23 protein-coding genes are annotated in these 24912 nt (G+C 66.2%); 12 read left to right on the top strand and 11 right to left on the bottom strand.

Annotated features, from left to right (window positions below):
- Positions 1-86 precede the first annotated feature (86 nt).
- The gene (locus BWQ92_RS09030) at positions 87-1826 is read left to right on the top strand and encodes an HNH endonuclease (protein ID WP_076803616.1); all 1740 of its coding nucleotides are present in this window, start codon (positions 87-89) and stop codon (positions 1824-1826) included.
- 74 nt (positions 1827-1900) lie between these two features.
- Here BWQ92_RS09030 and BWQ92_RS09025 read toward each other — a convergent pair whose 3' ends face one another.
- The 7 genes from BWQ92_RS09025 to BWQ92_RS08995 are packed head-to-tail and all read right to left on the bottom strand — an operon-like array spanning position 1901 to position 9193.
- On the bottom strand, positions 1901-3031 hold the full coding sequence (locus tag BWQ92_RS09025) for a Gfo/Idh/MocA family protein (protein ID WP_076799218.1): 1131 nt from the start codon (positions 3029-3031) through the stop codon (positions 1901-1903).
- Positions 3016-3714, bottom strand: a complete 699-nt coding sequence (locus BWQ92_RS09020) for a ThuA domain-containing protein (RefSeq protein WP_076799217.1) — start codon at positions 3712-3714, stop codon at positions 3016-3018. The genes BWQ92_RS09025 and BWQ92_RS09020 overlap by 16 nt, the downstream gene beginning before the upstream one ends.
- Positions 3715-3760: 46 nt before the next feature.
- Positions 3761-4765 (bottom strand): sugar phosphate isomerase/epimerase family protein, encoded by a 1005-nt coding sequence (locus BWQ92_RS09015; protein ID WP_076799216.1) that lies wholly within the window; start codon positions 4763-4765, stop codon positions 3761-3763.
- Between the two features lie 26 nt (positions 4766-4791).
- Positions 4792-6000, bottom strand: coding sequence for a Gfo/Idh/MocA family protein (locus BWQ92_RS09010; protein ID WP_076799215.1), 1209 nt, complete (start codon positions 5998-6000; stop codon positions 4792-4794).
- Positions 6001-6052: 52 nt separating this feature from the next.
- The gene (locus tag BWQ92_RS09005) at positions 6053-6952 is read right to left on the bottom strand and encodes a carbohydrate ABC transporter permease (protein WP_076799214.1); all 900 of its coding nucleotides are present in this window, start codon (positions 6950-6952) and stop codon (positions 6053-6055) included.
- A 1-nt stretch (position 6953) separates the two neighbouring features.
- Positions 6954-7871, bottom strand: a complete 918-nt coding sequence (locus BWQ92_RS09000; RefSeq protein ID WP_083706255.1) for a carbohydrate ABC transporter permease — start codon at positions 7869-7871, stop codon at positions 6954-6956.
- 2 nt (positions 7872-7873) lie between these two features.
- Positions 7874-9193: an extracellular solute-binding protein gene (locus BWQ92_RS08995; protein ID WP_076799213.1), complete on the bottom strand. Its 1320-nt coding sequence runs from the start codon at positions 9191-9193 to the stop codon at positions 7874-7876.
- A 258-nt stretch (positions 9194-9451) separates the two neighbouring features.
- Between BWQ92_RS08995 and BWQ92_RS08990 the strand changes: the two genes are divergently transcribed.
- From BWQ92_RS08990 to BWQ92_RS08970, 5 genes are all read left to right on the top strand, one after another.
- On the top strand, positions 9452-10495 hold the full coding sequence (locus BWQ92_RS08990) for a LacI family DNA-binding transcriptional regulator (protein ID WP_076799212.1): 1044 nt from the start codon (positions 9452-9454) through the stop codon (positions 10493-10495).
- Between the two features lie 198 nt (positions 10496-10693).
- Positions 10694-12340, top strand: a complete 1647-nt coding sequence (locus tag BWQ92_RS08985; RefSeq protein WP_236783154.1) for a sensor histidine kinase — start codon at positions 10694-10696, stop codon at positions 12338-12340.
- 19 nt (positions 12341-12359) lie between these two features.
- Positions 12360-13178 carry a Cof-type HAD-IIB family hydrolase gene (locus BWQ92_RS08980; protein WP_076799210.1) on the top strand — a complete coding sequence of 273 codons (819 nt, stop codon included), beginning with the start codon at positions 12360-12362 and terminating at the stop codon, positions 13176-13178.
- A 107-nt stretch (positions 13179-13285) separates the two neighbouring features.
- Positions 13286-13528, top strand: coding sequence for a hypothetical protein (locus tag BWQ92_RS08975; RefSeq protein ID WP_076799209.1), 243 nt, complete (start codon positions 13286-13288; stop codon positions 13526-13528).
- A gap of 22 nt (positions 13529-13550) precedes the next feature.
- Positions 13551-14378 carry a glycerophosphodiester phosphodiesterase gene (locus BWQ92_RS08970; RefSeq protein WP_076799208.1) on the top strand — a complete coding sequence of 276 codons (828 nt, stop codon included), beginning with the start codon at positions 13551-13553 and terminating at the stop codon, positions 14376-14378.
- 13 nt (positions 14379-14391) lie between these two features.
- Here the strand turns inward: BWQ92_RS08970 and BWQ92_RS24230 are convergent, their stop codons facing one another.
- Positions 14392-14850, bottom strand: a complete 459-nt coding sequence (locus tag BWQ92_RS24230; RefSeq protein ID WP_076799207.1) for a hypothetical protein — start codon at positions 14848-14850, stop codon at positions 14392-14394.
- A 190-nt stretch (positions 14851-15040) separates the two neighbouring features.
- On the opposite strand from BWQ92_RS24230, the gene BWQ92_RS08960 reads away from it, so the two are divergent.
- The 3 genes from BWQ92_RS08960 to BWQ92_RS08950 all read left to right on the top strand — a co-directional run bounded on the left by BWQ92_RS08960 (position 15041) and on the right by BWQ92_RS08950 (position 18384).
- A complete protein-coding gene (locus BWQ92_RS08960; RefSeq protein WP_076803614.1) occupies positions 15041-15262 on the top strand; it encodes a DUF6480 family protein in 222 nt (73 codons plus the stop codon).
- Positions 15263-15307: 45 nt separating this feature from the next.
- On the top strand, positions 15308-17191 hold the full coding sequence (locus tag BWQ92_RS08955) for a thiamine pyrophosphate-requiring protein (protein ID WP_076799206.1): 1884 nt from the start codon (positions 15308-15310) through the stop codon (positions 17189-17191).
- A gap of 71 nt (positions 17192-17262) precedes the next feature.
- Positions 17263-18384, top strand: a complete 1122-nt coding sequence (locus tag BWQ92_RS08950) for a glycerate kinase (RefSeq protein ID WP_076799205.1) — start codon at positions 17263-17265, stop codon at positions 18382-18384.
- 4 nt (positions 18385-18388) lie between these two features.
- Here the strand turns inward: BWQ92_RS08950 and BWQ92_RS08945 are convergent, their stop codons facing one another.
- Positions 18389-18886 (bottom strand): DUF6328 family protein, encoded by a 498-nt coding sequence (locus BWQ92_RS08945; protein ID WP_076799204.1) that lies wholly within the window; start codon positions 18884-18886, stop codon positions 18389-18391.
- 214 nt (positions 18887-19100) lie between these two features.
- Here BWQ92_RS08945 and BWQ92_RS08940 point away from each other — a divergent pair, with 214 nt between their 5' ends.
- Positions 19101-20000: an SDR family oxidoreductase gene (locus tag BWQ92_RS08940; RefSeq protein WP_076799203.1), complete on the top strand. Its 900-nt coding sequence runs from the start codon at positions 19101-19103 to the stop codon at positions 19998-20000.
- Between the two features lie 60 nt (positions 20001-20060).
- Positions 20061-20609, top strand: coding sequence for a hypothetical protein (locus BWQ92_RS08935; RefSeq protein ID WP_076799202.1), 549 nt, complete (start codon positions 20061-20063; stop codon positions 20607-20609).
- 37 nt (positions 20610-20646) lie between these two features.
- Here BWQ92_RS08935 and BWQ92_RS08930 read toward each other — a convergent pair whose 3' ends face one another.
- Complete coding sequence (locus BWQ92_RS08930) at positions 20647-21999, bottom strand: uracil-xanthine permease family protein (protein ID WP_076799201.1); 1353 nt, start codon at positions 21997-21999, stop codon at positions 20647-20649.
- A 265-nt stretch (positions 22000-22264) separates the two neighbouring features.
- Here BWQ92_RS08930 and BWQ92_RS08925 point away from each other — a divergent pair, with 265 nt between their 5' ends.
- A complete protein-coding gene (locus tag BWQ92_RS08925; protein ID WP_076799200.1) occupies positions 22265-22870 on the top strand; it encodes a malonic semialdehyde reductase in 606 nt (201 codons plus the stop codon).
- Positions 22871-23140: 270 nt separating this feature from the next.
- Here BWQ92_RS08925 and pgm read toward each other — a convergent pair whose 3' ends face one another.
- Positions 23141-24802, bottom strand: a complete 1662-nt coding sequence (gene pgm / locus BWQ92_RS08920) for a phosphoglucomutase (alpha-D-glucose-1,6-bisphosphate-dependent) (protein ID WP_076803613.1) — start codon at positions 24800-24802, stop codon at positions 23141-23143.
- Positions 24803-24912: the final 110 nt, after the last annotated feature.

Here is a 24912-nt window from a genome sequence, read left to right as displayed (position 1 = left end):
ACGGAGCCAAAAAAGTTTTTCAGATCCGTCTCCGTCTGGGCTCGAAACGGCCCTTTAATGTCAGTGCCCCTCGGCAGACTGTGTTCATGGAGGTTCCCGGGAATTCAGCAGTGAAGGCAGGGACGCCGAACGGCAACGCCCCGCATGCTGCCCCGGTTCCGGACGCCCTTTTCCCATACGCAGTTTTCGATGATGAATTCGCGGCTGGCGGGTTCGTGTATGACGATTACCTCGACGAGGTGGTTCCGGAGGACCCTTTCCCCGGTGGGGAGTATCCGGACGGCGTTTTCCCGGAGGACCCGTTTCCCGAGCTTCTTGATAACCCGTTTCTCGAGCTTCGTTCTAGGGACTACGTGTTCGCGGACGCCTTCGACGCCCATATAGCTCCTGCACAGAGGCTGAGTCTCGACGGCAGGCTGGCGGGGGCACAGGGTTTCTTGAAGCCCGACCTGACAGCCGACGGTCCCGGGTTGATCGACCAGACCGCGGTTCTGGAGAAATTCAAACGCTGGGCCACCGGGCAGCAGGCCAGGCTGGCCGTCGAGTTCGAAGCGAGACAGCGCCAGGAACAAGCCAAACTCGACGCCGCGAGCAGCCCGGCGCAGAGCAGTCCCGGCAACCTGTCGGCTGAGGATCTGGGCAGGAAGCGACACAAGGAAACGGGCCTGGGTGTGGCTGAGCAGATCGCCCTGGCCCGGGGTGAGTCCCCGCACCGCGGCGGCCGGCTGCTCGGCATGGCCAAAGCCCTTGTCATTGAAATGCCCCACACCCTCACCGCTCTGGATACCGGCCGGCTGAGCGAAGAAAAGGGCATGCATGTGGTGAAGGAAACGGCCGTCCTGACCGTCGAAGACCGGGCCGCGGTCGACGAGGAACTCGCCGCCGATACCGGGACCTTCGACGGGGTCGGGACCCGCGGCGTCATCGCCGCGGTCAAAGCCGCTGCGATCCGACGGGATCCGCGCTCGGTCACCCAGCGGGCCAGCCACGCCGCCACCGAGCGGGGCGTGAGCCTGCGCCCGGCCCCGGACTGCATGACCTACCTCACAGCCCTGTTGCCCGCCCACGAGGGCGTCGCCGCCTACAAAGCGCTCAGTGCCCACGCCGATGCCCTCCGCTCCGCCGGAGACCCCCGCTCCAAAAACCAGGCCATGGCCGACACCCTCGTCGAATCCGTCACCGGCACCCCCGGCGGGATCAGCGGCATCGACATCAACCTCGTCATGACCGACCGCACCCTCCTCCAAGGCGACAGCGAACCCGCGCGCCTCACCGGCTACGGCACCGTCCCCGCAGCATGGGCACGCGAACTCCTCAACCCGGACAAGGGACACAAGAGGCGCGGCCGGTCAACCACGGGCGATGCACACACAGCCGGCCACAAGGACGCAGTGCAGGAACTCAAGGTCTGGCTCCGTCGGCTCTACACAGCCCCTGACACCGGCGACCTGGTCGCCATGGACTCGAAGCGGCGGCTCTTCCCGCCACCGCTGCGCCGCTTCATCCAGGTAAGGGACGTCACCTGCCGCACCCCTTACTGCGACGCACCCATCAGCCACCACGACCACATCGTCCCCTGGCACGACGACGGCCCAACAAGCCTCGAAAACGGCGCCGGACTCTGCGAAGCCTGCAACCACACCAAAGAACTCCCCGGCTGGAAAGCCCAACGCAGACCAGGACCCCGCCACACCTACGAAATCACCACTCCAACCGGCCACACTTACCGCTCAACTGCACCGCTGCTACCGGGAACGAACCGGCCCGCCGCCTGCCTGCCCGAAAACGGTCAACGAAGTGGCCAGGGCCCGCCCCACGACGAGTAAGCCACCATGCAACGAGCACGGCGGCGGCGGTAACACCGCCGCCGCCTGGGAATCGGGCGTAACCAGGGCCAGCCCTACGAGCTGACCTCCGCGATCTGGGCTGCCAGGGTCGTCAGTTCCACGGCCTCCGGACGGGCCGCCGTGCTCTGGATCTGCACCGCGGAGCCGCTGTTTGCCGAGGCGAGCACGGACTCCATTACCTCGAGGGCGTGGTAAGCAAGTTGCCCCCCGGCGCGCGGCTCGGAACCCGGGGGAGTGGCGGCGAGGTCGGCGATCCCGAAGCCCCGGCCGGAATCCACGTAGCCGGCCGAGACGGGAAGGGTCTGCCAGTCCTCGGCGCCCAACGCGAAGAGCTGGACGTCGCCGTCGAAATGGTTCGGATCCGGCACCACCAGCGAACCGCATTCACCGTGGATTTCGAGGTTCGGCGACTTGGACTTCACGGCGTCGAAGCTCATGAACAGCGTCGACAGGGCGCCGGACGCGTGCACCAGCACCCCGGTGACGTGGGAATCAATATTCACCGGCACCGTCTCGCCGACGCGCGGCCCGGAGCCGATGGTGCGCTCGTTCCGGGTATGGCTCGCGGCGCCGATCACCGAAACCACCGGGCCGAGCAATGTGACCAGCGCGCTGACGTAGTACGGGCCCATGTCCAGCAGGGGGCCGCCGCCGGGCTGGTAGTAAAAGTCCGGATTCGGGTGCCAGCGCTCGTGGCCGGGTGTCACCATGGTGGCCGTTGCGCTGATCGGCGCGCCGATCAGGCCGTCGTCGATCGCCTTGCGGGCCGTCTGGATCCCGGTGCCGAGCACCGTGTCCGGGGCGCAGCCGACGACGACCCCCGCCTCCCGTGCCGCCGCCAGGACCTGCTGCGCCTCGGCAGTGGTCGCCGCGAGCGGCTTTTCCCCGTAGACGCTCTTCCCGGCAGCAATAGCCTTCAGTGCAACGTCCGCATGGGCGGCCGGAATGGTCAGGTTCAGGACGAGATCGACGTCGTCCGCCGCCAGAAGCTCGTCGACGGAAACCGCACGGACGCCGTCGTAGTCGTCCGCCACGGCCTGGGCGCGCACGGGGTCCAGGTCCGCCACAGCCACCAGTTCGATCTGGTCCAGCCGGCGGAAGTTCGTCAGATATTGGGCAATGATGGCTCCGCAGCCAATGATGCCCACTTTCAACGGTTCAGCAGCTTCTACCGGCTTGCCCACAGCAGGCCCCTTTCAATGATGGTGCGGACGTTCGTGTCCTGGAGGATGTCGACGCGGTGGCCGGGGGTGGCCACGAAAATCCGGCCCTTGCCCCACTGGCGCGTCCAGATGGCCGGGGACGTGACTTCGCGGTGCCACGGGTCCCACTCGCGGACCTTCTGGGTGGTGGTGGCGAGGACGTCGATGTAGTCGTCGGCCAGGACCCAGTACTGCTCCGTGACGAGGTCGAAGTCGCCGATGCCTTCGGTGATCGGGTGGTTGGCGGCTTCGGGGAGCATATTGACCGTGTAGGGGACATAGTTGTCCGACTGCTCACCAGTGCACTCATCAGGGTGCTTGCCCGGGTGGCAGGCGAACTGGCCGCCGATCAGGTGCAGGTAGTCCGAGTTGTTCCGGTAGGAGTCGGCGATCCCGCCGTGCCAGCCGGCCAGGCCGGTGCCGTTTTCGACGGCGGCACGCAGTCCGGCGAACTCCTCCTTTTCGATGGTGGTCATGGTCATGCACTGCATGATCAGATCGACGCCTGCCATGTAGCCGGCGTCTGCATAGACCTTTGGCGATTCCTCGACCATGACTTCGTACCCGTTGTCCTTGAGGTACGGAATGAAAAGTTCGGTGGCTTCAAAGGGCTGGTGGCCGTCCCAGCCGCCCCGCACCACCAGGGCGGATTTAGGTTCTGTCATAACGGAGTTCCTTTTGCTTGCAGCCGATGGCTGGTTGAAGTGGGGTTCAGCGGGTGGCGAAGGCGGCATCGAAAGCCGCGACCGGCGGGGCAATCGCCGCAAGGCCCTTGACCAGTTCGAGCGCCTGCGGGGCACCGGTCAGCCGGTCCATCCCGGCGTCTTCCCATTCGATGCTGGTGGGTCCGGTGTAGCCGATCGCGTTCAGCGTGCGGAAGATCCTGTTCCACTGCACGTCGCCGTGCCCTGCGGTGACAAAGTCCCAGCCGCGGCGCGGATCGGCCCACGCCAGGTGCGAGCCGAGCCTGCCGTTGCGCCCGTCCAGCTGGCGCACCGATTCCTTCACATGCACGTGCAGGATGTGCTCAGCGAAGTCCTGCAGGAACATGACCGGATCAAGGTCCTGCCAGATGAAGTGGGACGGGTCGAAGTTCAGGCCGAAGGCCGGCCGGTGGCCGATGGCTTCCAGGGTCCGCTTGGTGGTCCAGTAGTCGTACGCGATTTCGGAGGGGTGCACTTCGAGGGCGAAGCGGACCCCGACCTCGTCAAAAACGTCCAGGATCGGGTTCCACCGGTCAGCGAAGTCCCTGTATCCGCCGTCGATCATTGACTCCGGAGCGGGCGGGAACATGGCCACGGCCTTCCAGATCGACGAGCCGGTAAAGCCGGTCACGGTCTTGACGCCCAGCCTGGCAGCCGCGCGGGCGGTATCCATCATCGATCTTGCTGCCCGGGCACGGACGCCCTCGGGATCGCCGTCGCCCCAGATTTCGGGGGGCAGGATGCCCCGGTGGCGCTCGTCGATGGGATCGTCGCACACGGCCTGGCCGGTGAGGTGGTTGGCGATGGCGAAGACCTTCAGGTTGTTTTTCTCCAGGATCTCCAGCCGGCCCTGGAGGTAGGAATCGTCCTCTGCGGCGCGGCGCGGATCGAAGTGATCGCCCCAGCAGGCGATCTCCAGGCCGTCAAAGCCCCACTCGCCCGCGAGCCGGGCCACCTCCTCGAACGGCAGGTCCGCCCACTGGCCGGTGAAGAGCGTAATGGGTCGTGTCATCCGGGTTCCTTCTGCGCTCATGCTTCTCAGACTTTCTGCCATTGGCTGGAGTTGGCGGCGCTCGCCTCCACCGCGGCCAGTACGCGCTGGACCTGCAGGGCGTCCGCGAAGGACGGCTCCGGCTGCGTGCCCTGCGCTATCGCGGTGACCAGGTCCACCACCTGGTGGGTGAAGCCGTGCTCGTATCCAAGGCCATGGCCGGTGGGCCACCAGTTGCCCACATAAGGGTGTTCCGGCTCGGTGACGAAGATCCGGCGGAAACCGGCGTCGGGGGATTCGGCGGCATCGTAAAAGGACAGGGCATTCATGTCCTCGAAGTCGAAGGCAAGGGACGCCTTGGTGCCGTTCAGTTCCAGACGCATCGCGTTCTTCCGTCCCAGTGCGTAGCGCGTTGCCTCGAAAACGCCGACGGCGCCCGCGCCGGCCGCACCGCCGTCGGACCTGTTGGCTTCAAAACGGGCGCTGAAAATGGCCGCATCATCAACGGTGACGGCCCCGCGCGGGGCATCCCGGCCGACGTCGCCGTGCCCGCCCAACCCCACCAGGTCCCCGGCCAGGGGACGCTCGCGGACGAATGTTTCCAGCAGTGCGGAAACGCCGCTGATTTTCTGTCCGGTGATCCACTGGGCTGCGTCGATGCTGTGGGCGCCGATGTCTCCCAGCGATCCGGACCCGGACTTGCTCCGGTCCAGCCGCCAGGTCATGGGGGCGTTCTCGTCGGATAGCCAGTCCTGCAGGTACTGCGCGCGCACATGCCGGATGGTCCCCAGCCGGCCCCCGTCCACCATCCGCTTGGCCAAGGCCAGGGCAGGCGTCCGGCGGTAGCTGAAGCCGCACATCGCAAACACGCCGCGCTTGGCGGCCGCTTCGGCCACAACGGTCATCCGCTCCGCCTCCTCGACCGAGTTGGCCAGCGGCTTTTCGCACAGGACATGCTTGCCGGCCTCCAGGGCGGCGATAGCGATCTCAGTATGGGTGTTACCAGGCGTACAGATATCGATCAGGTCGATGTCGTCGCGTTCGATCAGGCGCCGCCAGTCCGTCTCGACCGACTCCCAGCCGAGCTTGTCGGCGGCCGCCCTCACGCCGTCGGCATTCCGGCCGGCGACGGCGGTGAGCTGCGGCTGCAGGGGCAGGTCGAAGAACCGGGGGGCTGTCCGCCAGGCATGTGAGTGGGCGGCGCCCATGAAGGCGTATCCCACCATCCCGACGCGCAGGGGCCTACGGTCACTCATTGGTTTGTTCCTTTCTTCCTCTGGCCCAGTTGCTGTAACCCTGGGCAGAGGCTCACTTGCTGAAACCGGCGGTCAGGCCGCTGAGCAGCTGGCGGCGGGCCATGACGTAGAGCACCAGCAATGGCAGCGTGGCCAGGACCACGGAGGCCAGCACAGCGGGGATGTTGGATGTGAATTCGTCCTGGAACGTCCACAGGGACAGCGGGAGCACCCGGGTGGAAGGGCTCTGCGTCAGGATGAGCGGGAACAGGAAGCCGTTCCACACGTGCAGGGCGTTGTAGATTCCGACCGTTACCACCGCGGGGCGCATGAGGGGCAGTGCCAGCCGCCACATCATGGTCCAGTCGCTGCATCCATCCAGCCGCATGGACTCGAACAGCTCATTCGGCACGTCCCGCATGAAGTTGGACAGGATCAGAACAGAGATCGGTATGGCAAAGGCGATGGAAGGCAGGATCAGCGCCAGGAGGGTGTCGTACATATGGGCGCGGGTGATCATCCAGTAGATGGGGATGATCGTGGCGTGCAGGGGGATAGCCAGGCCCAGCAGGAAGAGCTTGTTAGTGGAATTCACGAACCAGCCGCTGCCACGCACGATGGCGTATGCCGCCATGAAGGACACCAGCAGGGCGGGAATCACACTGCCGATGGTGACAATCAGGCTGTTGGCGAAATACATGGCAAAGTCCTTCTCCAGGACCAGCTTGTAGTTGTCCAGCGTTGGCTCTGTCGGCGGCATCATCGGGTTGGTGGAGAAGAATCCAGCCTGGTCCTTCAGGCTGGTGATGATGACGTAGTAGACGGGCAGGATGATCACGGCAAGCCAGATCCACCCGCCGAGCGAGCCGAGGAAATTGGGACGGCTGCCCGCGCCCTTGGTACCGCGCGGCACGGGCTGCCGCCGGGAGGCAGGGGCTGCAGGAGGAGCCGCGAGCTGGGTGGTTGAGGCCATGTCAGGCTCCTTCAAGTTGGCTTGCGCTGCGGCTGCGTCCGCCGAGCCGCTGCAGGAGGAGGGCCAGGACCAGGCCGATCACCACCAGGATGACTCCCAGGGCGCTGGCCGCGCCCATGTCGTTGGCCTTGAATCCGGTGAGATACATGTGCAGTGGAAGCAGCCGGGTGGAATAGCCGGGGCCACCGGCTGTCAGGACGAAGACCAGGTCGAAGTAGGCCAGGGAGCCCACCACCATGAGCGTGGATGAGGTGATCATGGTGTACTTCAGCTGGGGCAGCGTGACGTGGAAGAACTGCTTGATCCGGCCTGCCCCGTCGATCTGTGCCGCCTCATACAGCGAGGTGGGGATCTGGCGGACGCCGCCCTGGTAGATGAGGGTGTGGAAGGGGACGAACTGCCAGGCGATCACGAAGACCACCACGAACAGGACCAGATCCGAATTGCCGAGCCAGTCCTGTGCCAGGGCGGGAATGCCCAGCCCGGGTCCCATTCCGAAGTTGGGGTCCAGGAGGGCCTTGAATGCGATGGCGACGGCTGCGGACGAGAGCAGCAGCGGCACGAAGTACAGCACCGCAAGGGCAGCACGGTACTTCTGTGCACCGGAGGTGAACACGCCCAGCAGCAGGCTGATGGGTGCCTGGACAATGAACGAGAAGACGATGATCTTTGCGGTGACCACCAATGCGTTGCCGGTCACCGGATCGGTAAGGACGGAAGTCCAGCTGCCAAGGCCATCCAGCCTGATTTCGCCCAGGCCGTCCCAGCTCGTGAAGCTGAGAAAGAGCACCCCGCCCAGCGGGATTACTGCGAAGGCCAGGAAGAAAACGAGGGCCGGCACGGCGAGCCACCCGGACGGACCCTTGCGCAGGGGCCGCCTGCTCAGGGTCCGCCGGGAGGAGCTTGTAGTCAAAGCCACGGCTACTTCGCCACCGTCGCGTTCATGGTGTCCACGAACTGCTGGGGGGTGATCTTCTTCAGGAAGATCTGGTCCAGGTTGGAGAGCATGGCGTCACCCTGGTCGGGGCTCAGGGCCTGGTCCCAAGACATAGTGAACGTGGGTGCGTCCTTGGCCAGGCCATAGGCGAAGGTCAGGAAGTCCTTGTCCGGGGATGCCTCGAGCTTGGACTCGATGCCCTTGATCACCGGCACAGCGCCGGAGTCGATCAGGTCCTGGGTGTTCTTTTCAGTGAACATGCCGTCCTTGATGTAGTTCAGTGCGGCTTCCTTCTGGGATTCGGTGGCCTTGGAGGACACTGACCAGAAGTTGGACGGGTTGCCCACAACGTTCGCGGGGTCGCCCTTGCCGCCGGATACGGACGGGAACGAGGTGAAGCCGAGCTTGCCGCTGCTTACAAAGTTCCCGGCGTCCTTCTTCATGCCCTGGTAGATCCAGCCGCCCTGGAGGATCATGGCAGCTTTGCCGGTGTACAGCAGGGCCTGGTCGGCGCTGCTGTCGGCGGCGATCGAGGAGAAGCCGTTGACGAACCCTCCGGCGTCAACCAGTTCCTGGATCTTGGTCAGGGACTCCGCAACGGCCGGGTCGGACCAGGCGTTGGGCTTGTTCGCAGCGATGTTTGCGAACACTTCGGGGCCGCCGATGCGCTCAACCAGGTACTCAAGCCACATGAGGTTCGGCCACTTGGACTGGCCGGCCAGCGAAAACGGGGCAATGCCCGCGGCCTTGAACTTCGGCACCAGTGCCATCAGCTCGTCCCAGGTCTTTGGCGGCTGTGCGCCCACCTTGTCGAATACTTCCTTGTTGTAATAGAGGATCACCGGCTGGGCGTTGTTGTTGGGGATGGCGTAAGCCTTGCCGTCGATCTCGCCGTTCTTCAGCACGGCCGGCAGGTACCGGTCCTTCACCTCCGGATTCTTCTCCAGGAATCCGGTCAAATCCTCAACCTGTCCGGCATCGACGTAGGACTTCAGCACGCCGCCGCCCCAGCCGTAGATGAAGGTTGGTCCCTGCCCGGCACCAACTGCCGTGCGGACCTTGGTCTTGTATGCGTCATTCGCAAAGAACTCGACCTTGATGCTCTGGTCACTGTGGGCGCTGTTCCACGCGTCGACAGAATTCTTGAGCGGCACCTGGTTCCCGCCTGTCAGGCCCCACATGGAAGCAGAATCCGCATTGGCGGAGCTGCTGGACGGGCCGCTGGAGCCGCAGGCTGCCAGGGAAAGGGCGAGGGCGCCGGCAGTGAGGGCTGTCCCTGCGGCGTGCAGTTTGCGAAATTTCATCAGTCTTCCGTTCATCCTTCGGGGGCGTCGTTGGCTCCCAGGCTTGAAACCCCGTCTCCGCTGCGAGACGGGAACGAATTTGAAAGCGTGCTTCTCGAAACTTTTCGATAAGCGTTCGATACGGTGTAAACGTACTAGTGATCGGCGTCACGGTCAAGGCTTTCATAGGGGCCGAGCTGGCGCTGAATTCAGGCAGCAGTTGACGTTCTCGGCGGACTGGGCGAGACTTCTTGCGGCGAAACATTTTCGAAAGGCGGAATGGCAGTGTCCCTCTCGACACCCCCGAAGAAGACCACGCTGGCAGCTATTGCGAGGTTGACGGGCGTCTCGACGCCTACCGTCTCCAAGGTGGTCAACGGCCGCGAAGATGTGGCGGAAGAAACCCGGGCCAAAGTGCTGGCGGCACTGGTCGACGCCGGTTACCAGTCACCGTTGCAGCGCCGCATTGTCACGCCTGAGCCTTCAATCGTCGAGGTCTCCTTTGATGCCTTCACGCCTGCTTACTCGACCGCTGTCCTCAACGGAATCCTCGAGTATGCGGCGTCTGTTGGAGTGGAGGTTCTTATGAGCACCGCCAGCAGCGGGGCAATTCCTGGCCTCAGTCCCGAAAAACGGGCGGAGCGGATGGTTGCGCACGGCAGGATCGGGCTGATCCTGGTGACCTCTGACTTCAGTGAAGCCCAGCTGACAGCCCTCAGGCGGCGGAACATCCCGGTGGCCGTGGTGGATCCGCTTAACCCGCCGCCACCGGACGTGGTCAGTGTCGGAGCGACGAACTGGGCAGGCGGCAAGGCCGCCGCGGAGCACCTGATCAAGCTCGGGCACAGGGACATTGCTTACTTGGGCGGGCACGAGACAGCCGAGTGCAACCAGGCGCGCCTGCATGGCTACATGTCCGCCCTGGCGGCCGGGGGCGCGACGGTGAATCCGGAATACATCATTCACGGAAAATTCCGCACCCATCACGGCATCGAGGGGCTTCAGCGCCTGATTGCCCTGCCAAAACAGCCGACGGCGATCTTTGCCGGCAGCGACAGCGTTGCTGTCGGAGTCCTTCGGGAGGCCCGCCACCACGGCATCCGCATCCCGGAAGACCTCAGCCTTGTGGGTTTCGACGGAACCACGCTGGCAGAGGATGCCGTACCCTCCCTGACCTCGGTCTCGCAGCCGCTGCATGAAATGGGAAGGGCGGCGCTGCGGGCGGTCCTGAGCCAGGCGCGGGGCGAAGAGCTGGACTCCAACCGGGTGGAGCTTGCCACCCAGCTGGTGGTGCGGGAGTCCACTGCGCCGCCCCGCCATTAGGACCGCAGCGTAAAAAATTGATCTACCCCCCGCCGGTTTCCGCTGTGCCCGCTAGGCTATGACCACTGACCTTCAAGCAGCCGGAGGCACGTACTTCATGCTGCTCCGGGGGAGAGACTGATGGGTCGTGTAAGTGTGCCGCGGGACCGGCCGGGCGTTTGGCCAGACACCGGTTCCGGTACACCATTGGCCGACAGGGTGGACGCATTCTTTGGCGGGCTTGGCGGGCGCGGCGGCGTCGTTGTCAGGCAGTTGCCCCTTTCAGTGACGGTGCTGCTGGTGGTTGTGGCCGCCTGGGTTTTTTACCCGGAGACACTGGCTGATCCCCGCTTCCGGCTCGCCCTGCTGGCACACACCGCGCTTCTTACACTGAGCGTCGCCGTTCCCTGGGGCAGGCTTCCGGCAAAGGCGTGCGCCGTGATTCCGGTGCTCGACTGCGTGGCCATCGGCTTCACGAGGGAGGCCGGAGGTTCCAACTTCAACGTCCTGAGCCTGCTGCTGGTCTTTCCCGTGATTTGGCTGTCCGTTGACCGCGACCGGATGGGCGTGGTCCTCGCGGTGGCCGCGACGATCCTCAGCGCGATTCTTCCCCCCGCCGTTTTTGGCACCCCGCCCACGCAGGCATCGATGATCCGCACGATTTTCATGCCCCTTGTCATGGCCGCCATCGCCGTCACGGCTCACGTGGTGGCGGGCACGCTCTACCGGCAGAGGCAGACCCTGGTCAGGAAAGACGAAGCCCTCGCGGACACAGCCGCCGAGAGCGTCCGCCGGCAGCGGCTGCTGGATGCCGTGCTCTCTACAGTGAATGTGGCCGTCCAGGTCGTGGACCAGGACGGACAGGACGTGCTGACCAACAAGGCCCTGCAGACTGATTCCGCACTCTCGCGCCCGGCCCCGCCGGGCAGCCGGCCGTGGCTCTTCGAAGCGGACCGCACCACTCCGGTGCCGCCCGAACGCTTCCCCGCAGCGCGCGCGGCGGCCGGCGAGACGTTCACGGACGAACTGTACTGGGCCGGTGAAAGCTGGGCTGCTGAAGGCGGGGCCGGTCAGGGCGGGGCTAGTCAGGGTCGGGGCATGCGCGCTTACTCCGTCACGGCCCGCACCATGGGCTCCGGCAGCGGTGACCGCCGCGGCGCGGTGATCACGTTCGCCGAAGTCACGGCGCTGATCCATGCCCTGTCGGCCAAGGACAATTTCGTGGCCACCGTCTCCCACGAGCTGCGCACCCCGCTGACGTCCATCCTTGGCTACCTCGAACTGGTCCTCGACGAGCCCGGCCATGAGGACATCGAGGAGGAACTGAAGATCGTGCAGCGGAACGCCCACAACCTGCTGGGGCTTGTGAACGACCTGATTGCGATTGCTTCCGAGCGGATCGAGCTGGCGCTGCAGGAGGCCGACGTGGCCGGCCTGCTGGCCGGCGTCGTGGCCTCCTCCTCCGCCAAGGCAGCCGGCAGCGGCGTGGAACTCGTCCTCGACGTCGAACAGCCCCTGACCGCCCGCGTCGATCCCGGCCGGATCCGGCAGCTGTTCGGCAACCTGGTTTCCAATGCGATCAAGTTCTCGCCGCACGGGGGAAAGGTCACGGCGATTGCCCGCCGGGCGGACAGTCACGTCGTCTGTTCCATAGCAGACACCGGGATCGGGATGGACGATCAGGAGCAGGAGCAGGCATTCACCAAGTTCTTCCGGGCTGCGCGCTCGCGTGAAACGGCCATCCCCGGCGCCGGCCTTGGCCTGCCGATCAGCAAGACCATCGCCGAGGGCCATGGCGGTTCCATCAGCCTGAGCAGTGCGCCGGGCAAGGGCACTACCGTGACGGTGAGCCTCCCCGTCTCCTGAGCCCACGTAAACTGGCACCATGCGGTTGGTAGCGAGTGACATAGACGGAACGATCCTTGGGCACGACGGAAGAATCAGTGACCGCACCGTCCGGGCCTTCCACGCCTGCCGGAACGCCGGCGTCGAACTCGTCTTCGTCACCGGCCGCCCGCCGCGCTGGCTCCACCCGCTCGAGGAGCAGCTGGGGCACACGGGCACCGTGATCTGTTCCAACGGCGCCGTAGTGTGGGACCTGGAAGAGGACAAGGTTGTCTCGGCCCAGACCATGGCCATCGATGACATCTTCGAAATCCGCCGCATCATCAAGAACCTCCGCCCCACCGCCCTCTTCGCAGCCGAGACCCTCACCGGCTTCCACCTCGAGCCCGGCTTTATCGAAAACGGCTCAAGCGAGCTGCTGTCCGAATTCACCCCTGCCCCGCTGGCCTCGACGCTCACTGCGGAAGACGCCGTCGTGAAGTTCCTGGCGATAGTCCGGGAGGGCACGGCCGACGAGTTCCTCGCACAGGTAAGCCCCGCCGTCGGGAACCTCGCCTCGGTAACCCACTCAGCGCCGACCGTCGCCATGCTGGAACTCGCCGTGCCCGGGATCAACAAGGCCGTCACCCTGGCCGGGTATGCCGCCTCGCTGGGGATCGACGCCTCGGACGTGGTGGCGTTCGGCGACATGCCCAACGACATTGAGATGCTCCGCTGGGCCGGTCAGGGCTATGCCATGGCCAGCGGCCACCCGGAGGCGATCCGGGCTGCCGGCCAGCAGGCGCCGCACTTTGACGACGACGGCGTGGCCCAGATTCTGGAGGAAAGGCTCGCCGCGCTGGGCCTCCAGTTGCCGTAAGCCGGCTGTCGCCGGCCTGCCACCGAACTCCCGGCTGGCGGTCAACTTGCGTTCATGTGCGCACCTTAGGGTGTGGCGTGTTGGATGAGTGACCGATAGGGGACATCGTGGCCAGGAGAAAGACCAAAAATGCCGTCGAGGCTCCATTGCGGCCGGCGGAGCCGTCCGCTCACTGGTCGGCGCTGAGCGAGGGCGACCGCGTCACCGTCCGGCTGTCGCCCGGCTTTGAAACCGGCGGCCGTGTTTCAGCCCTGACGGCGGACCGTACCGTGGTGTGGGTGGATCTCGACGGCGGCCGCGGCCGCACGCTGCTGCACTGCAGCGACGGCGTGGAGATCCTGCCGGCCTAGGGTGCTCCGTTAAGCTTCGGGAATGACCGGACCCCTGCCTTACTTCTCCGCCGGCTATCCTTCCGGCTCTTCTGCCGCGTCAGGCAGCCCAGTGGCCATGGCGCACCGCGGATTCTCGCTGGAGGGCCTGGAAAACTCGCTGGCGGCGTTCAGCTCCGCCGTCGAACTTGGCTTTTGCCACCTTGAGACGGACGTCCACACCACGTCCGACGGTGAGTTGCTCCTGTTCCACGACCGCACCCTGGACCGGATTACCGACGGCCGCGGCAGGATCCACGACCTCACCGCGGACGAGGTCCGCCGGGTGCGGATCGGCGGGGCTGAGCCCGTGCCCACCTTCGACGAACTCGTGGCGGCGTTTCCGGGCACGCGGTTCAACCTTGATGTCAAGGACTGGCACTCCGTGCCCAGCGTCGTGGCCGCGATCGAGCGCCACCAGGTCCACGACCGCGTGCTGATCGCGAGTTTCTCCGACCTCCGGCGCCGTGCAGTCCTGAAGCGGCTCAGCCGCCGGACCGCCTCATCGGCCGGGACCCTGGTTAATGCCCTCTTCCTGGTGCTGGGGCCGCTGCTCTCGGTCCGCGGAGTCAGGTCCCCGGTGCGGGCCGTGCTGCGCCGGGCGCTGCGTGATGTCGATGCCCTGCAGGTGCCGGTGCGCTACCGGGCCATTCCCGTCGTCACACCGGAGTATGTGCGCCGCGCGCACGAGCTGGGACTCTATGTGCATGTCTGGACGATCAACGACCCCGCCGAGATGCACCGGCTGCTCGACCTCGGCGTGGACGGGATCGTCTCAGACCGCGCCGACCTGCTGAAGGAAGTCCTGCAGGCGCGCGGACAGTGGGGTTAGCCGGGCAGTGGGGTTAGCCCCGGCCCAGTCCGGTGCCGGGGTCCTGGTCCCCCTCGGAAGGATCGGCGCGCAGCTCCTCCGGGTCCGGATCGGGAAGCCCCGCCGGCCCGGGGACCCCGCGGGCTGCGTCCGGCGCGTCCGTGCCCGCCGCGCCTATGCCACCGGATGCCGCGGTTCCTGCTGACTCATCCGTGCCTGCTGATTCTTCCGTGCCATAAGCGCCGGATGTGCCTTGGCCGCCGCTCGCCTCGGTGCCCGGGCCCTGCGGTGTGTAGGTCGTGTGGACGCCCGCCCGCGGGCCGGCATCGCCGTCCCTGGCGTTGGAACCTTCGCTGATGGAGGAATGGACCTGGATGTCGTCGTCCTTTGAGCCAGGTTCGGGCACATGGGCGTCGTCGGTCGGCTCGGACGTCCGTGCCAGGTCCTCCATCGCGTTTTCAGCTGCTTTGCCAATGCTGTCGCCGATTCCCATCAGTTTGCTCCTTCGATACGTTCCGGCCGGGCCGGACTCTGCGGCATCTGACTGTTCCAGAATTATCAGCATGCTTACAATTAGTCCAGTGTTGCCGGACTGGTCCAGAGTTACCCACTCCGGCAGCATGAGTCCGTCAGTGAAGTCCGCCGCCAAGACCGGCGGCCAGAGCCAAGGAGGACCCGCGACCATGAGCACTTACCATCCCGAAAATGACCCCGCTAACCCGGACCGGGACGCCGCCAAGACAGGCGAAGCCGGCAAGGGTGAGCGTGGGGATTCAGCCGCCACACCCAACCCTGACCCCTTGAACGGCAACGTCACCGGCCTTGAACCAGGCGGGGGAGTGCCGCCTGGGGAGACGCCGCCCGCCGAAGACCAGATGAGCGGGGACCAGGGGCACGACGAATAAGCAGGACGACTGCCAGGACAGGACGACGATCAGGAGGAGTGTGTAATGGCTGACCGGCTGGTTGCCGATGTAATGGTGGAGCGCCTCAAGGCCTGGGGCGTCAACAGGGTCTTCGGCTACAGCGGGGACGGCATCAACGGCTTTATGGGAGCGCTCCGCCGCAGCGCCGAGGGCGGTAACGGCACCGAGGGCAGTAGCGGCACCGGGTTTAGTAGCGCCGGCGTGGAGTCTACCGGCGTCGAGTTCGTACAGGCCCGGCACGAGGAGACGGCGGCCTTCATGGCAGTGGGCCACGCCAAGTACACGGGCCAGGTGGGCGTGGTGACGTCCACCCAGGGCCCCGGCGCCGTCCATCTCCTCAACGGGCTCTACGACGCCAAGCTGGACAGCGTCCCGGTGGTGGCCATCATCGGCCAGCAGAGCCGCACTGTGCTGGGGTCGGCCTACATGCAGGAAATCGACCTGCTCACACTCTTCAAGGATGTGGCGGCGCAGTTCGCCCAGATGGTCAGCACGCCCGAGCAGCTGCCCATGGTGCTGGACCGTGCGTTCCGCACGGCCCTCGAAACCCGGACTCCGTGCGTGGTGATCGTGCCGCATGACATCCAGAGCGCCCCGGCCCCGGAGCTCGAACAGAAGCACGGCATCGTGGTCACCGCCCCGGAATGGCAGCCGGCCCGGGTGCTGCCCCATGAGGACGACCTGGGCAGGGCAGCAGAGGTGCTGCGGGCCGGCAGCAAGGTGGCGTTCCTGGTGGGGCAGGGTGCGAAGAACGCCCAGGCCGAGGTGCTGGCCCTGGCGGAGCAGCTGGACGCAGGCATCACCACCAGCCTCCTGGGGAAGCCGTACATGGATGAGACGCTGCCGTTCGCGGCGGGCACCATGGGGCACCTCGGGTCCACCGCCAGTGCCCACCTGATGGGGAACTGCGACACCCTCCTGATCATCGGCTCCAACGACCCCTGGACCGAGTTCTACCCGAAACCCGGCGCTGCGCGCGCCGTCCAGGTGGACATCGACGGGCGCAAAGTCGGCAACCGGTACCCCATTGAAGTGGGTCTGGTGGGTGACGCCGCCCAAACCCTTGGCCGGCTGGCGGACCTGCTCAAGGACGCCGACGCGCAGCCGGCCGGACAGCCGTGGACCGAAGCCCGCAAGCAGTGGCGGGCGGAGGGGGAGGAACAGGTCCGCAGCTGGCGCTCCCTGTCCGAGGAGCGCTCCCGTGTTCCGGCCAGCCCTGTGAACCCGGAGCTGGTGGTCCGGGAGCTCAGCGGCCGGCTTCCGGGCAACGCGCAGGTGAGTGTCGACGTCGGAAGCTGCGTTTACTGGTATGCCCGCCAGCTGGTCCTTCCGCCCGGAGTTCCGGCGCACCTTTCGGGGACGCTCGCCAGCATGGGCTGTTCCGTCCCGTACGGGCTCGCGGCCAAGCTCGCCTCACCGGACCGGCCCGTCGTGGCCCTGGCCGGTGACGGTGCCATGCAGATGGCGGGTATTGCCGAGCTGGTCACCGTGGCACACCGCTGGCGGCAGTGGGCGGATCCGCGCTTCGTGGTGTGCGTGTTCAACAACCGCGATCTCGCGGAGGTCACGTGGGAGCAGCGGGAAAACGAGTCCGAGCCGAGGTTCCCCGCCAGCCAGGAAATCCCGGACTTCCCGTATGCCGGATACGCTGAGCTACTGGGGTTGACCGGCATCCGCGTGGATTCCCCGGAGCAGCTGGCCGGCGCCTGGGACAGGGCGCTCGCCGCGGAACGCCCTGCCGTGATCGAGGTCCTCACCGATCCGGACGTGCCGCTCCTGCCGCCGTTCCCGGCGGGGGCGGAAAAGCTGGAGGACCTGCGTTCAGCACTGTCCGAAGAAGGCGGATCCGGGGAAGGGGCGGCAGCCCTGCTGGAGACGTATGCGCGCCAGGAGGTGCAGGGCAGGTGACCCGCTGCTTGTGTGACTCGCATTACGCGCCCGGCAAAGGCCTTGCGGGCTCCTGATGGCAGGATAGGGGCATGCGTATCCTCATCGCCCCTGACAAGTTCAAGGGATCACTCACCGCCGTCGAAGCCGCCGCCGCCATCGCCGAGGGTGCACTCCGGGTCTATCCCGACGCCGTCACCACCCAGTTTCCGGTGGCCGACGGCGGTGAGGGCACCCTTGAGGCGGCCGTTGCAGCAGGCTACGAGGAGCGGATCAACGCCGTGGTTGGTCCCATCCTTGCCCCGATAGGTGCCGCCTGGGCGTTCCGGAAGGACGACGCCGGCAGCACCGCCGTCATCGAGACCGCTCAGGCTTCGGGCCTGGCCCACATGGAGCCCACGCCGGAGAACTCCCTGCGGGCGCACAGCTACGGCTGCGGGCAGCTTATCGCGGCCGCGCTTGATGCAGGCGCGACGGAGATCGTGCTGGGTGTCGGCGGTTCGGCCATGACCGACGCCGGCAGCGGCGCCCTGCGCGCGCTGGGCCTCAAGCCGCTTGACGCTGCCGGGAACGTGGTGCCGCTGGGCGGCGGCTCACTGGCCGACGTCGTTTCCCTCGACATTTCCGAACTGGATCCGCGGCTCTCGGCCGTCAAGTTCCGGATCGCCTGCGACGTGCAGAGCCCGCTCTACGGCACCACCGGTGCCGCCCACGTCTTTGGCCGCCAGAAGGGCGCCGACGACGACGCGGTCGAGAAGCTCGACGCCGGCCTGCGCAACTGGGCTTCCCTCCTCCGGGAGCTGACGGGCCGGGACGTCAACGTCCCGGGCGCCGGCGCGGCCGGCGGCTTCCCGGCGTCGTTCCTTGCCTTCACCCAAGCCACGCTGGAAGGCGGCTTCGCGCTGGTGGCCGGGCTGACCGGGCTGGCGGAGCGGCTCGCCGACGCCGACCTGGTGATCACCGGCGAAGGGTCCATGGATTCCCAGTCGCTCACCGGAAAGGCGCCGATCGCGCTAGCCGAGGCGGCCCGGGAACGCGGCATTCCCGTCGTCGCGGTGGCGGGGCGGATCCTGGTCACGCCGGAGGAACTGGCCGAACACGGCGTGGTGGCCGCGGCGCAGCTGCTGGACGTCGCGCCCAGTACGCAGGAAGCCATCTCCGACGCCGGCAAATACCTCACGTGGGCCACGCGCCAGGTGCTCGAAGGGGCCTGACCGCTCAGTCTCCCTGATGCTCGGCCTTCCGGTGCAGGTAAACGGGGACATAGGCCAGGAGGATGGCCAGCACGGCGAGGAGTATGCCGCCGGCCACCAGCCCCACCGTGCGTCCTGCCGTTACATCGAACACCAGGGACGCCGTCCCGACGCTGAGTGCCGCCACTCCGCCCAGGGCGATTTTGGCGATGTTGTCCGCGCTGGTCACGAGGGTTTCCTTGAGGCGCTTGCGGAACAGCCTGCGGTGGACGCTGACCGGCAGGAGGATGAACGCCGTCGTAAGTGCAGCGAGGGCCACATTAACGAGGTAGAGCGTCTCCTGGTAGTCATCGAGGGTCTCAAACCGCTGCTGGAACGGGAGTGTCAGCAGGAAGCCTGCGAGGATCTGGACGCCGGTCTGCAGGACCCGCAGTTCCTGGATCAGTTCCATCCAGTTGCGGTCCAACTGTTCCTCTCGTGTCTCGTTCCTGCCGCTGCCAGCCGTGGAGTCCGGATCGCTCATTAGCCCTCCTTTGTCTGGCCCTTCGGCGGGCACTGTGCTCCAAACCTAGGCTCAAGTTGGCCCTAATTCAACAAATACTAAGTTTGCTGATTAGTTTTTTACCAAGTGGTGGACTTGCCCCTCAAATCTGCGTTAGGTTCGAAGAACTGCGGGCATGGATGACGCGCAGACAGCAGCCCGACCGTACTGCCCGACCGATGTGAGTAGGTGGACGATGAGCGACCAAGCGAAGCAGCCTCACCAGCCCGGCGATCCCCGGGGGACGTACCATTCGGGACCCTTCCCCAAGCAGGAACAGAAGCAGCCCGGCCTGACCTCGCCCATGGATCCGCAACCGGACCATGGTGAACTGAGCTACGAGGGAAGCGGCGCGCTGGAAGGCAAAGCCGCCCTCATCACGGGCGGCGACTCCGGCATCGGCAAGGCAGTGGCGATCGCCTTCGCACGGGAGGGGGCCGACGTCGCCATTTCCTACCTTCCCGAGGAGGAAGCCGACGCGCAGGACACCGCCGAATGGATCCGCAAGGCCGGCCGCCGGGCACTGCTCCTCGCCGGTGACGGCAGGAACGAGGACTTCAGCACGGCCATCGTGCAGGATGCCGTTGCCGAGTTTGGCCGGCTCGATGTGGTGGTTCTGAACGCCGCGTACCAGAAGAACCGGGACAGCCTTGAGTCGCTGCCCACGGAGGAGTTCGACCGGGTCTTCAAGACCAACCTGTACTCGCTGCTGTGGACCGCTCGGGCAGCGGTGCCGCACCTGAAAGCGGGTGCCTCGATCATCACCACGGCCTCCATCCAGGCCTTCAATCCGTCCCCCGGGCTCATTGACTACGCCATGACCAAGGCGGCCCAGGTGGCCTTTACCAAAGCCCTCGCCCAGGAACTCGGGCCCGAGGGGATCCGCGTCAACGCGGTGGCGCCCGGGCCGATCTGGACGCCGCTCATCCCCGCCACCGAATGGCCGGACAAGCTGCCCAAGTTCGGCCAGGACACGCCGCTGCAGCGCGCCGGCCAGCCCGCCGAGCTCGCACCCGCCTACGTCCTGCTGGCATCCAATGCCGGCTCGTACATCTCCGGCGCGGTGGTTCCCGTCACCGGCGGCAAGGGCCTTTGAGTTTTCCGCAGTGCCCAGTAATTCCCAGCCAAGCAATTCCCCACCAAACAGGAGGAACAGATGAGCCAGGACAACCAGCATGCAGCCCCTGAAGAGGAAGTAGGAGGCTACGGCACCCCCACCGCGGAACAGGAAGCAGGCGGCCAGCAGTTTGCCCAGCCCCGCGAGGAAGAGGACTTCGACGCCGCGGGCCTGAACCAGAACAGCCCCGAGGGTGAGACCTTCCAGACCGGCACCCCGAACCTCAGCCACTTCGCCGAGGAGGACCAGGACAGCTCGGGTGAACCCGGGGCCGGACGTTTTGGCGGAACCGACGACCAACTGCACGCCGAGGGTGAGAGCTCCGTGGCGGGCTTTGACCCGGTCCCCGGTGAATCGCCGCTGCCGCGTGACCCCGACGCTTCGCCCGGAGCGGGCGCCGAGGACGGGGATACCGCCGTGCCGTCGGCGGACGCCGAAATCGACGCGGGCAACGCCGACGAATCCAGCGCCGGGCAGTTCTCCTCGGAGCCGGGCCAGGAGGCTGCGGGCATTCCGGACGGCAGCGGGAACGACCTGCCGAAGGAGAAGTCACCCAACGACGAGGACGAAACGTTCGACGCCGGATAAACGCAGCGGGACGCCTCGGAGGCACCCCGGGAAGCAGCTAGCGCTTCTTGGGGTGCCTCTTCGCTGCGGCGTTCAAGGCGGCCTTGGCGGCGGGTGGCAGGCCCTGCTGCTCCGTCTCGGGCTCGGCGGCGGTGCCCCGCGCCTTAGCGATGGCCTTCATGCCGTGGTAGATCACCAGGGCAGCGGCTGACCCGAGGGCGATGCCCGTGAACTTCAGGTCCCCGACCGTCCAGGTGTAGTCAGCGATGCCGATGATCAGGGAGACCGCGGCCGTGGTCAGGTTGACGGGGTTCGAAAAGTTGACCTTGTTCTGGACCCAGATCTTGACGCCGAGGATGCCGATCATGCCGTACAGCATGGTGGCGGCGCCGCCCAGCACACCCGGCGGCACGGTGGCGATCAGCTCGCCGAACTTCGGCGAGAAGCTCAGCAGGATGGCGAAAGTGCCGGCCACCCAGTAGGCGGCCGTGGAGTAGACCTTGGTGGCCGCCATGACGCCGATGTTTTCCGCATACGTGGTGGTGCCCGAACCGCCGCCGAAACCGGCCAGCACCGTGGCGGCGCCATCGGCCATCAGGGCGCGGCCAGAGACCCCATCCAGGTTCTGGCCCGTCATGGCGGAAACAGACTTCACGTGACCGATGTTCTCTGCCACGAGGACCAGCACCACGGGGACGAACAGGCCAACCACGCCGAGGTGGAATTCGGGGGTCTGGAAGTGGGGGAGCCCCACCCAGGCGGCGGCGTCCATCTTGGCGTAGTTCACCTCGCCCCGGACCATGGCCACGAGGTAACCCACCACGACGCCGACCAGGATACTGAGCCGGCCGAGGATCCCGCGGAAGAGGACGCTCACCACGATGATGGTGACCAGCGTGACCAACGCCGTTACGGGGGCGGCGTCGAAGTTGTTCTTGGCGGCCGGTGCAAGGTTGAGCCCGATCAGGGCCACGATGGCGCCGGTGACAATGGGCGGCATCAGCCGGTTGATCCAGTCGGCCCCGAACTTCTGCACGATCGCGCCGATCACGGCGAGCCCGGCGCCGGCGAGCACGACTCCGCCCAGCGCCCCCGGGATGCCGAACTGCTGCTGGGACGCCATGATGGGCGCGATGAACGCAAAGCTCGAGCCAAGGTAGCTGGGAACGCGGCCCTGGGTGATCACGAGGAACAGCAGCGTGCCGATGCCGGAGAAGAAGAGGGTGGTGGCCGGCGGCATTCCGGTGATGATCGGCACCAGGAAGGTGGCGCCGAACATGGCCACAACGTGCTGCATCCCCACGCCGATGGTCAGCGGCCATGTGAGCCGTTCGCCGGGAGCAACCACCTCGCCCGGGCGTACGGCCTTGCCGTTGCCGTGCAGCTTCCATTTGATTCCGAGCATGCTCATTGGCGGGGCCTTTCGGAGGGGGAGTGTGCCCGCTCGCCGGGCTGGATCTTCACGAGCAAGAATACCCCGCCGGACGCGGGCGCGAGAGGGCCCGCCGCCGGCAGCCTTTCGTGAAAGGGGAAGAACGCCGGCATGTGTTAAACGTCACGTCGGCAATCCGGCTGTTCCGGGAAGAGCACGTCCCGGGATCCGGTTGAACCCAACGAAAGCAAACACGATTGCCCGGCGCCGCATACCCGGTGCCGGCCTAGCGAAAGGGGCGCGAATGACCATCGCCCATGAAGAAGCAGTGATTGATTCCGCCGCCGTTGACGCCATCTTTGCCGAAGCCCGCACCGCCAACGCCTTCACCGGCGAGGTCAGCGAGCAGCAGGCCCGCGCCATCTATGAACTGACCAAGTTCGGCCCCACCGCCTTCAACTCCCAGCCGCTGCGCGTCACCTATGTGCGCTCGGAGGAGGCCCGCGCCAAGCTCGTGGCCACGCTGTCCTCGGGCAACCGGGCCAAGACGGCCTCCGCGCCCCTGGTCGCGATCCTCAGCTACGACACCGCATGGCAGGAGCAGTGGGACAACTTCCTCCCCGGCTACAACGCCCCCAAGGCCATGTACGACGCCTCCCCTGACCTGGCCACGTCCACGGGCAACAACAACGCCCACCTGCAGGCCGGCTACTTCATCCTGGCCGTGCGCTCGCTCGGCTTCGCCGCAGGCCCGATGACCGGCGCTGACTTCTCCGCCATCGACGCCGAATTCTTCCCGGCAGGCGACCAGAAGAGCTTCCTGGTGGTGAACATCGGCCAGCCCGGCCCCGAGGCCTGGGGTGAGGCGAAGCCCAAGTTCGCCTACGACGACGTGGTCCGCACGGTCTAGTTTCCCCGGCCTGGATACCCGGCCCGGACACGGAATGCCTCCGGCAATATGGGGGACATTCCGGAGGCATTCTGGACAGTATTTCTGCAGTTCAGAACTGCAAGGCATGCATCCGGGCCACTTCCAATATTAGTCCTGTTTGGACCTGTTGCGCCGGTCCATATTCCGCAGGATGCGCATGAAGTACGCGCCTGGACGGCAGATGAAGAAAGCGCCGGATGGCTGATGCCATCCGGCGCTTTCCGGTTGCTGGCGGGTTCCCTGACAGGCCTAGGAAATGACCCCGTCCACCAGGGCCTTGGCTTCGGCCTGGACCTGCTTGAGGTGGTCGGCGCCCTTGAAGGACTCCGCGTAGATCTTGTAGACATCCTCGGTGCCGGAGGGGCGGGCCGCGAACCACGCGTTCTCGGTGACCACCTTCAGGCCACCGATGGAGGCGCCGTTGCCCGGTGCCTTGGTCAGCTTGGCCGTGATCGTCTCGCCGGCCAGCTCAGTGGCGGTGACGTCCTCCGGGGACAGCTTGCCGAGGGCGGCCTTCTGGTCCCGGGTGGCGGCGGCGTCAATGCGTGCGTAAACCGGAGCACCGAACTGGTCGGTCAGGCCCTTGTAGAGCTGCGACGGCGACTTGCCGGTGACGGCCGTGATCTCCGAGGCCAGCAGAGCCAGCAGGATGCCGTCCTTGTCCGTGGTCCAGACGCTGCCGTCCCGCTTGTTGAACGAGGCACCGGCCGATTCCTCGCCGCCGAACGCGCCTTCGCCGGAGAGCAGGCCCGGGACGAACCACTTGAAGCCCACGGGCACCTCCACGAGCTTGCGGCCCAGGCCGTCCGCCACGCGGTCGATGATCGAGGAGGACACGAGGGTCTTGCCCACGACGGAGTTCGGGTTCCAGCCGCTGCGGTTGCGGTACAGGTAGTCGATGGCCACCGCGAGGTAGTGGTTGGGGTTCATCAGGCCGCCATCGGGTGTGACAATGCCGTGCCGGTCGGCGTCCGCGTCGTTACCGGTGGCGACGTCGAAGGGAGTGGACCCATCCGCACCAACAGCCATCCTGTTGATCAGCGAGGCCATGGCCGACGGGGAAGAGCAGTCCATCCGGATCTTCTCGTCCCAGTCCAGGGTCATGAATGCCCACTGCGGGTCCACCGTGGGGTTGACCACTGTGAGGTTGAGCTGGTGGCGTTCGCCGATCTCGCCCCAGTAGTCCACGGACGCACCGCCCATGGGGTCGGCTCCGATCCGGACCCCGGCATCGCGGATGGCGTCGAGGTTCAGGACGGAGGGCAGGTCGTCCACATAGCTGCTCAGGAAATCGAACTTTCCGGTGGTTTCGGCCTCAAGCGCCTGGGCCAGCGGAATCCGCTTCACGCCGCGGAGCCCGTTCTCCAGCAGTTCGTTGGCACGGTTGGCGATCCAGCCCGTCGCGTCGGTGTCGGCCGGTCCGCCGTGCGGAGGGTTGTACTTGAAACCGCCGTCCGCCGGCGGGTTGTGGCTCGGAGTAACAACGATGCCGTCAGCCTGCGGGGCGCCGGACGGGGCGTTGCGGTTGTAGGTGAGGATGGCGTGGCTCAGTGCCGGGGTGGGGGTGTAGCCGTGCCGCGCATCGATGAGGACATTCACGCCGTTCGCAGCCAGCACCTCAAGGGCGGAGTTCTGCGCCGGTTCACTCAGACCGTGGGTGTCCTTGGCCAGGAACAGCGGGCCGGTGATGCCCTGTCCTGCACGGTATTCCACGATCGCCTGCGTGATCGCCAGGATGTGCCCCTCATTGAAGGACGCCTTCAGGCTTGATCCGCGGTGCCCGGAGGTTCCGAACGCCACGCGCTGCCCGGGATCCCCCAGGTCAGGCTTGACGTCGTAGTACGCGTCGAGCAGTGCGGTCAGGTCGACAAGGTCTTGGGGTTGGGCAACTGTGCCCGCTCGGCTAGCCATGGCACCAGCATGCCAGACGTCGGCGAAGGGCAACATTAAGTGTCCGGAATCCGGCCCCTGTGACGCAGAATGTCACCGATTTTTGCGGACTACTTGCATTTATCCGGAAC

The sequence above is a fragment of the Arthrobacter sp. QXT-31 genome, assembly GCF_001969265.1.
Classification (GTDB): Bacteria; Actinomycetota; Actinomycetes; order Actinomycetales; family Micrococcaceae; genus Arthrobacter.
Note: the sequence above shows the minus strand (reverse complement) of the source record. Positions and strands in the feature narration are given on the sequence as shown.

Coding starts and splice junctions, on each gene's coding strand:
- BWQ92_RS08945 (WP_076799204.1), bottom strand. CDS start 18,886: ATGAGCGATCCGGACTCCACGGCTGGCAGCGGCAGGAACGAGACACGA.
- BWQ92_RS08980 (WP_076799210.1), top strand. CDS start 12,360: ATGCGGTTGGTAGCGAGTGACATAGACGGAACGATCCTTGGGCACGAC.
- BWQ92_RS08925 (WP_076799200.1), top strand. CDS start 22,265: ATGACCATCGCCCATGAAGAAGCAGTGATTGATTCCGCCGCCGTTGAC.
- BWQ92_RS08970 (WP_076799208.1), top strand. CDS start 13,551: ATGACCGGACCCCTGCCTTACTTCTCCGCCGGCTATCCTTCCGGCTCT.
- BWQ92_RS08955 (WP_076799206.1), top strand. CDS start 15,308: ATGGCTGACCGGCTGGTTGCCGATGTAATGGTGGAGCGCCTCAAGGCC.
- BWQ92_RS08960 (WP_076803614.1), top strand. CDS start 15,041: ATGAGCACTTACCATCCCGAAAATGACCCCGCTAACCCGGACCGGGAC.
- BWQ92_RS09010 (WP_076799215.1), bottom strand. CDS start 6,000: ATGAGTGACCGTAGGCCCCTGCGCGTCGGGATGGTGGGATACGCCTTC.
- BWQ92_RS09030 (WP_076803616.1), top strand. CDS start 87: ATGGAGGTTCCCGGGAATTCAGCAGTGAAGGCAGGGACGCCGAACGGC.
- BWQ92_RS08995 (WP_076799213.1), bottom strand. CDS start 9,193: ATGAAATTTCGCAAACTGCACGCCGCAGGGACAGCCCTCACTGCCGGC.
- BWQ92_RS08950 (WP_076799205.1), top strand. CDS start 17,263: ATGCGTATCCTCATCGCCCCTGACAAGTTCAAGGGATCACTCACCGCC.
- BWQ92_RS08940 (WP_076799203.1), top strand. CDS start 19,101: ATGAGCGACCAAGCGAAGCAGCCTCACCAGCCCGGCGATCCCCGGGGG.
- BWQ92_RS09015 (WP_076799216.1), bottom strand. CDS start 4,765: ATGACACGACCCATTACGCTCTTCACCGGCCAGTGGGCGGACCTGCCG.
- BWQ92_RS24230 (WP_076799207.1), bottom strand. CDS start 14,850: ATGGGAATCGGCGACAGCATTGGCAAAGCAGCTGAAAACGCGATGGAG.
- BWQ92_RS09005 (WP_076799214.1), bottom strand. CDS start 6,952: ATGGCCTCAACCACCCAGCTCGCGGCTCCTCCTGCAGCCCCTGCCTCC.
- BWQ92_RS09020 (WP_076799217.1), bottom strand. CDS start 3,714: ATGACAGAACCTAAATCCGCCCTGGTGGTGCGGGGCGGCTGGGACGGC.
- BWQ92_RS08935 (WP_076799202.1), top strand. CDS start 20,061: ATGAGCCAGGACAACCAGCATGCAGCCCCTGAAGAGGAAGTAGGAGGC.
- pgm (WP_076803613.1), bottom strand. CDS start 24,802: ATGGCTAGCCGAGCGGGCACAGTTGCCCAACCCCAAGACCTTGTCGAC.
- BWQ92_RS08990 (WP_076799212.1), top strand. CDS start 9,452: ATGGCAGTGTCCCTCTCGACACCCCCGAAGAAGACCACGCTGGCAGCT.
- BWQ92_RS08930 (WP_076799201.1), bottom strand. CDS start 21,999: ATGAGCATGCTCGGAATCAAATGGAAGCTGCACGGCAACGGCAAGGCC.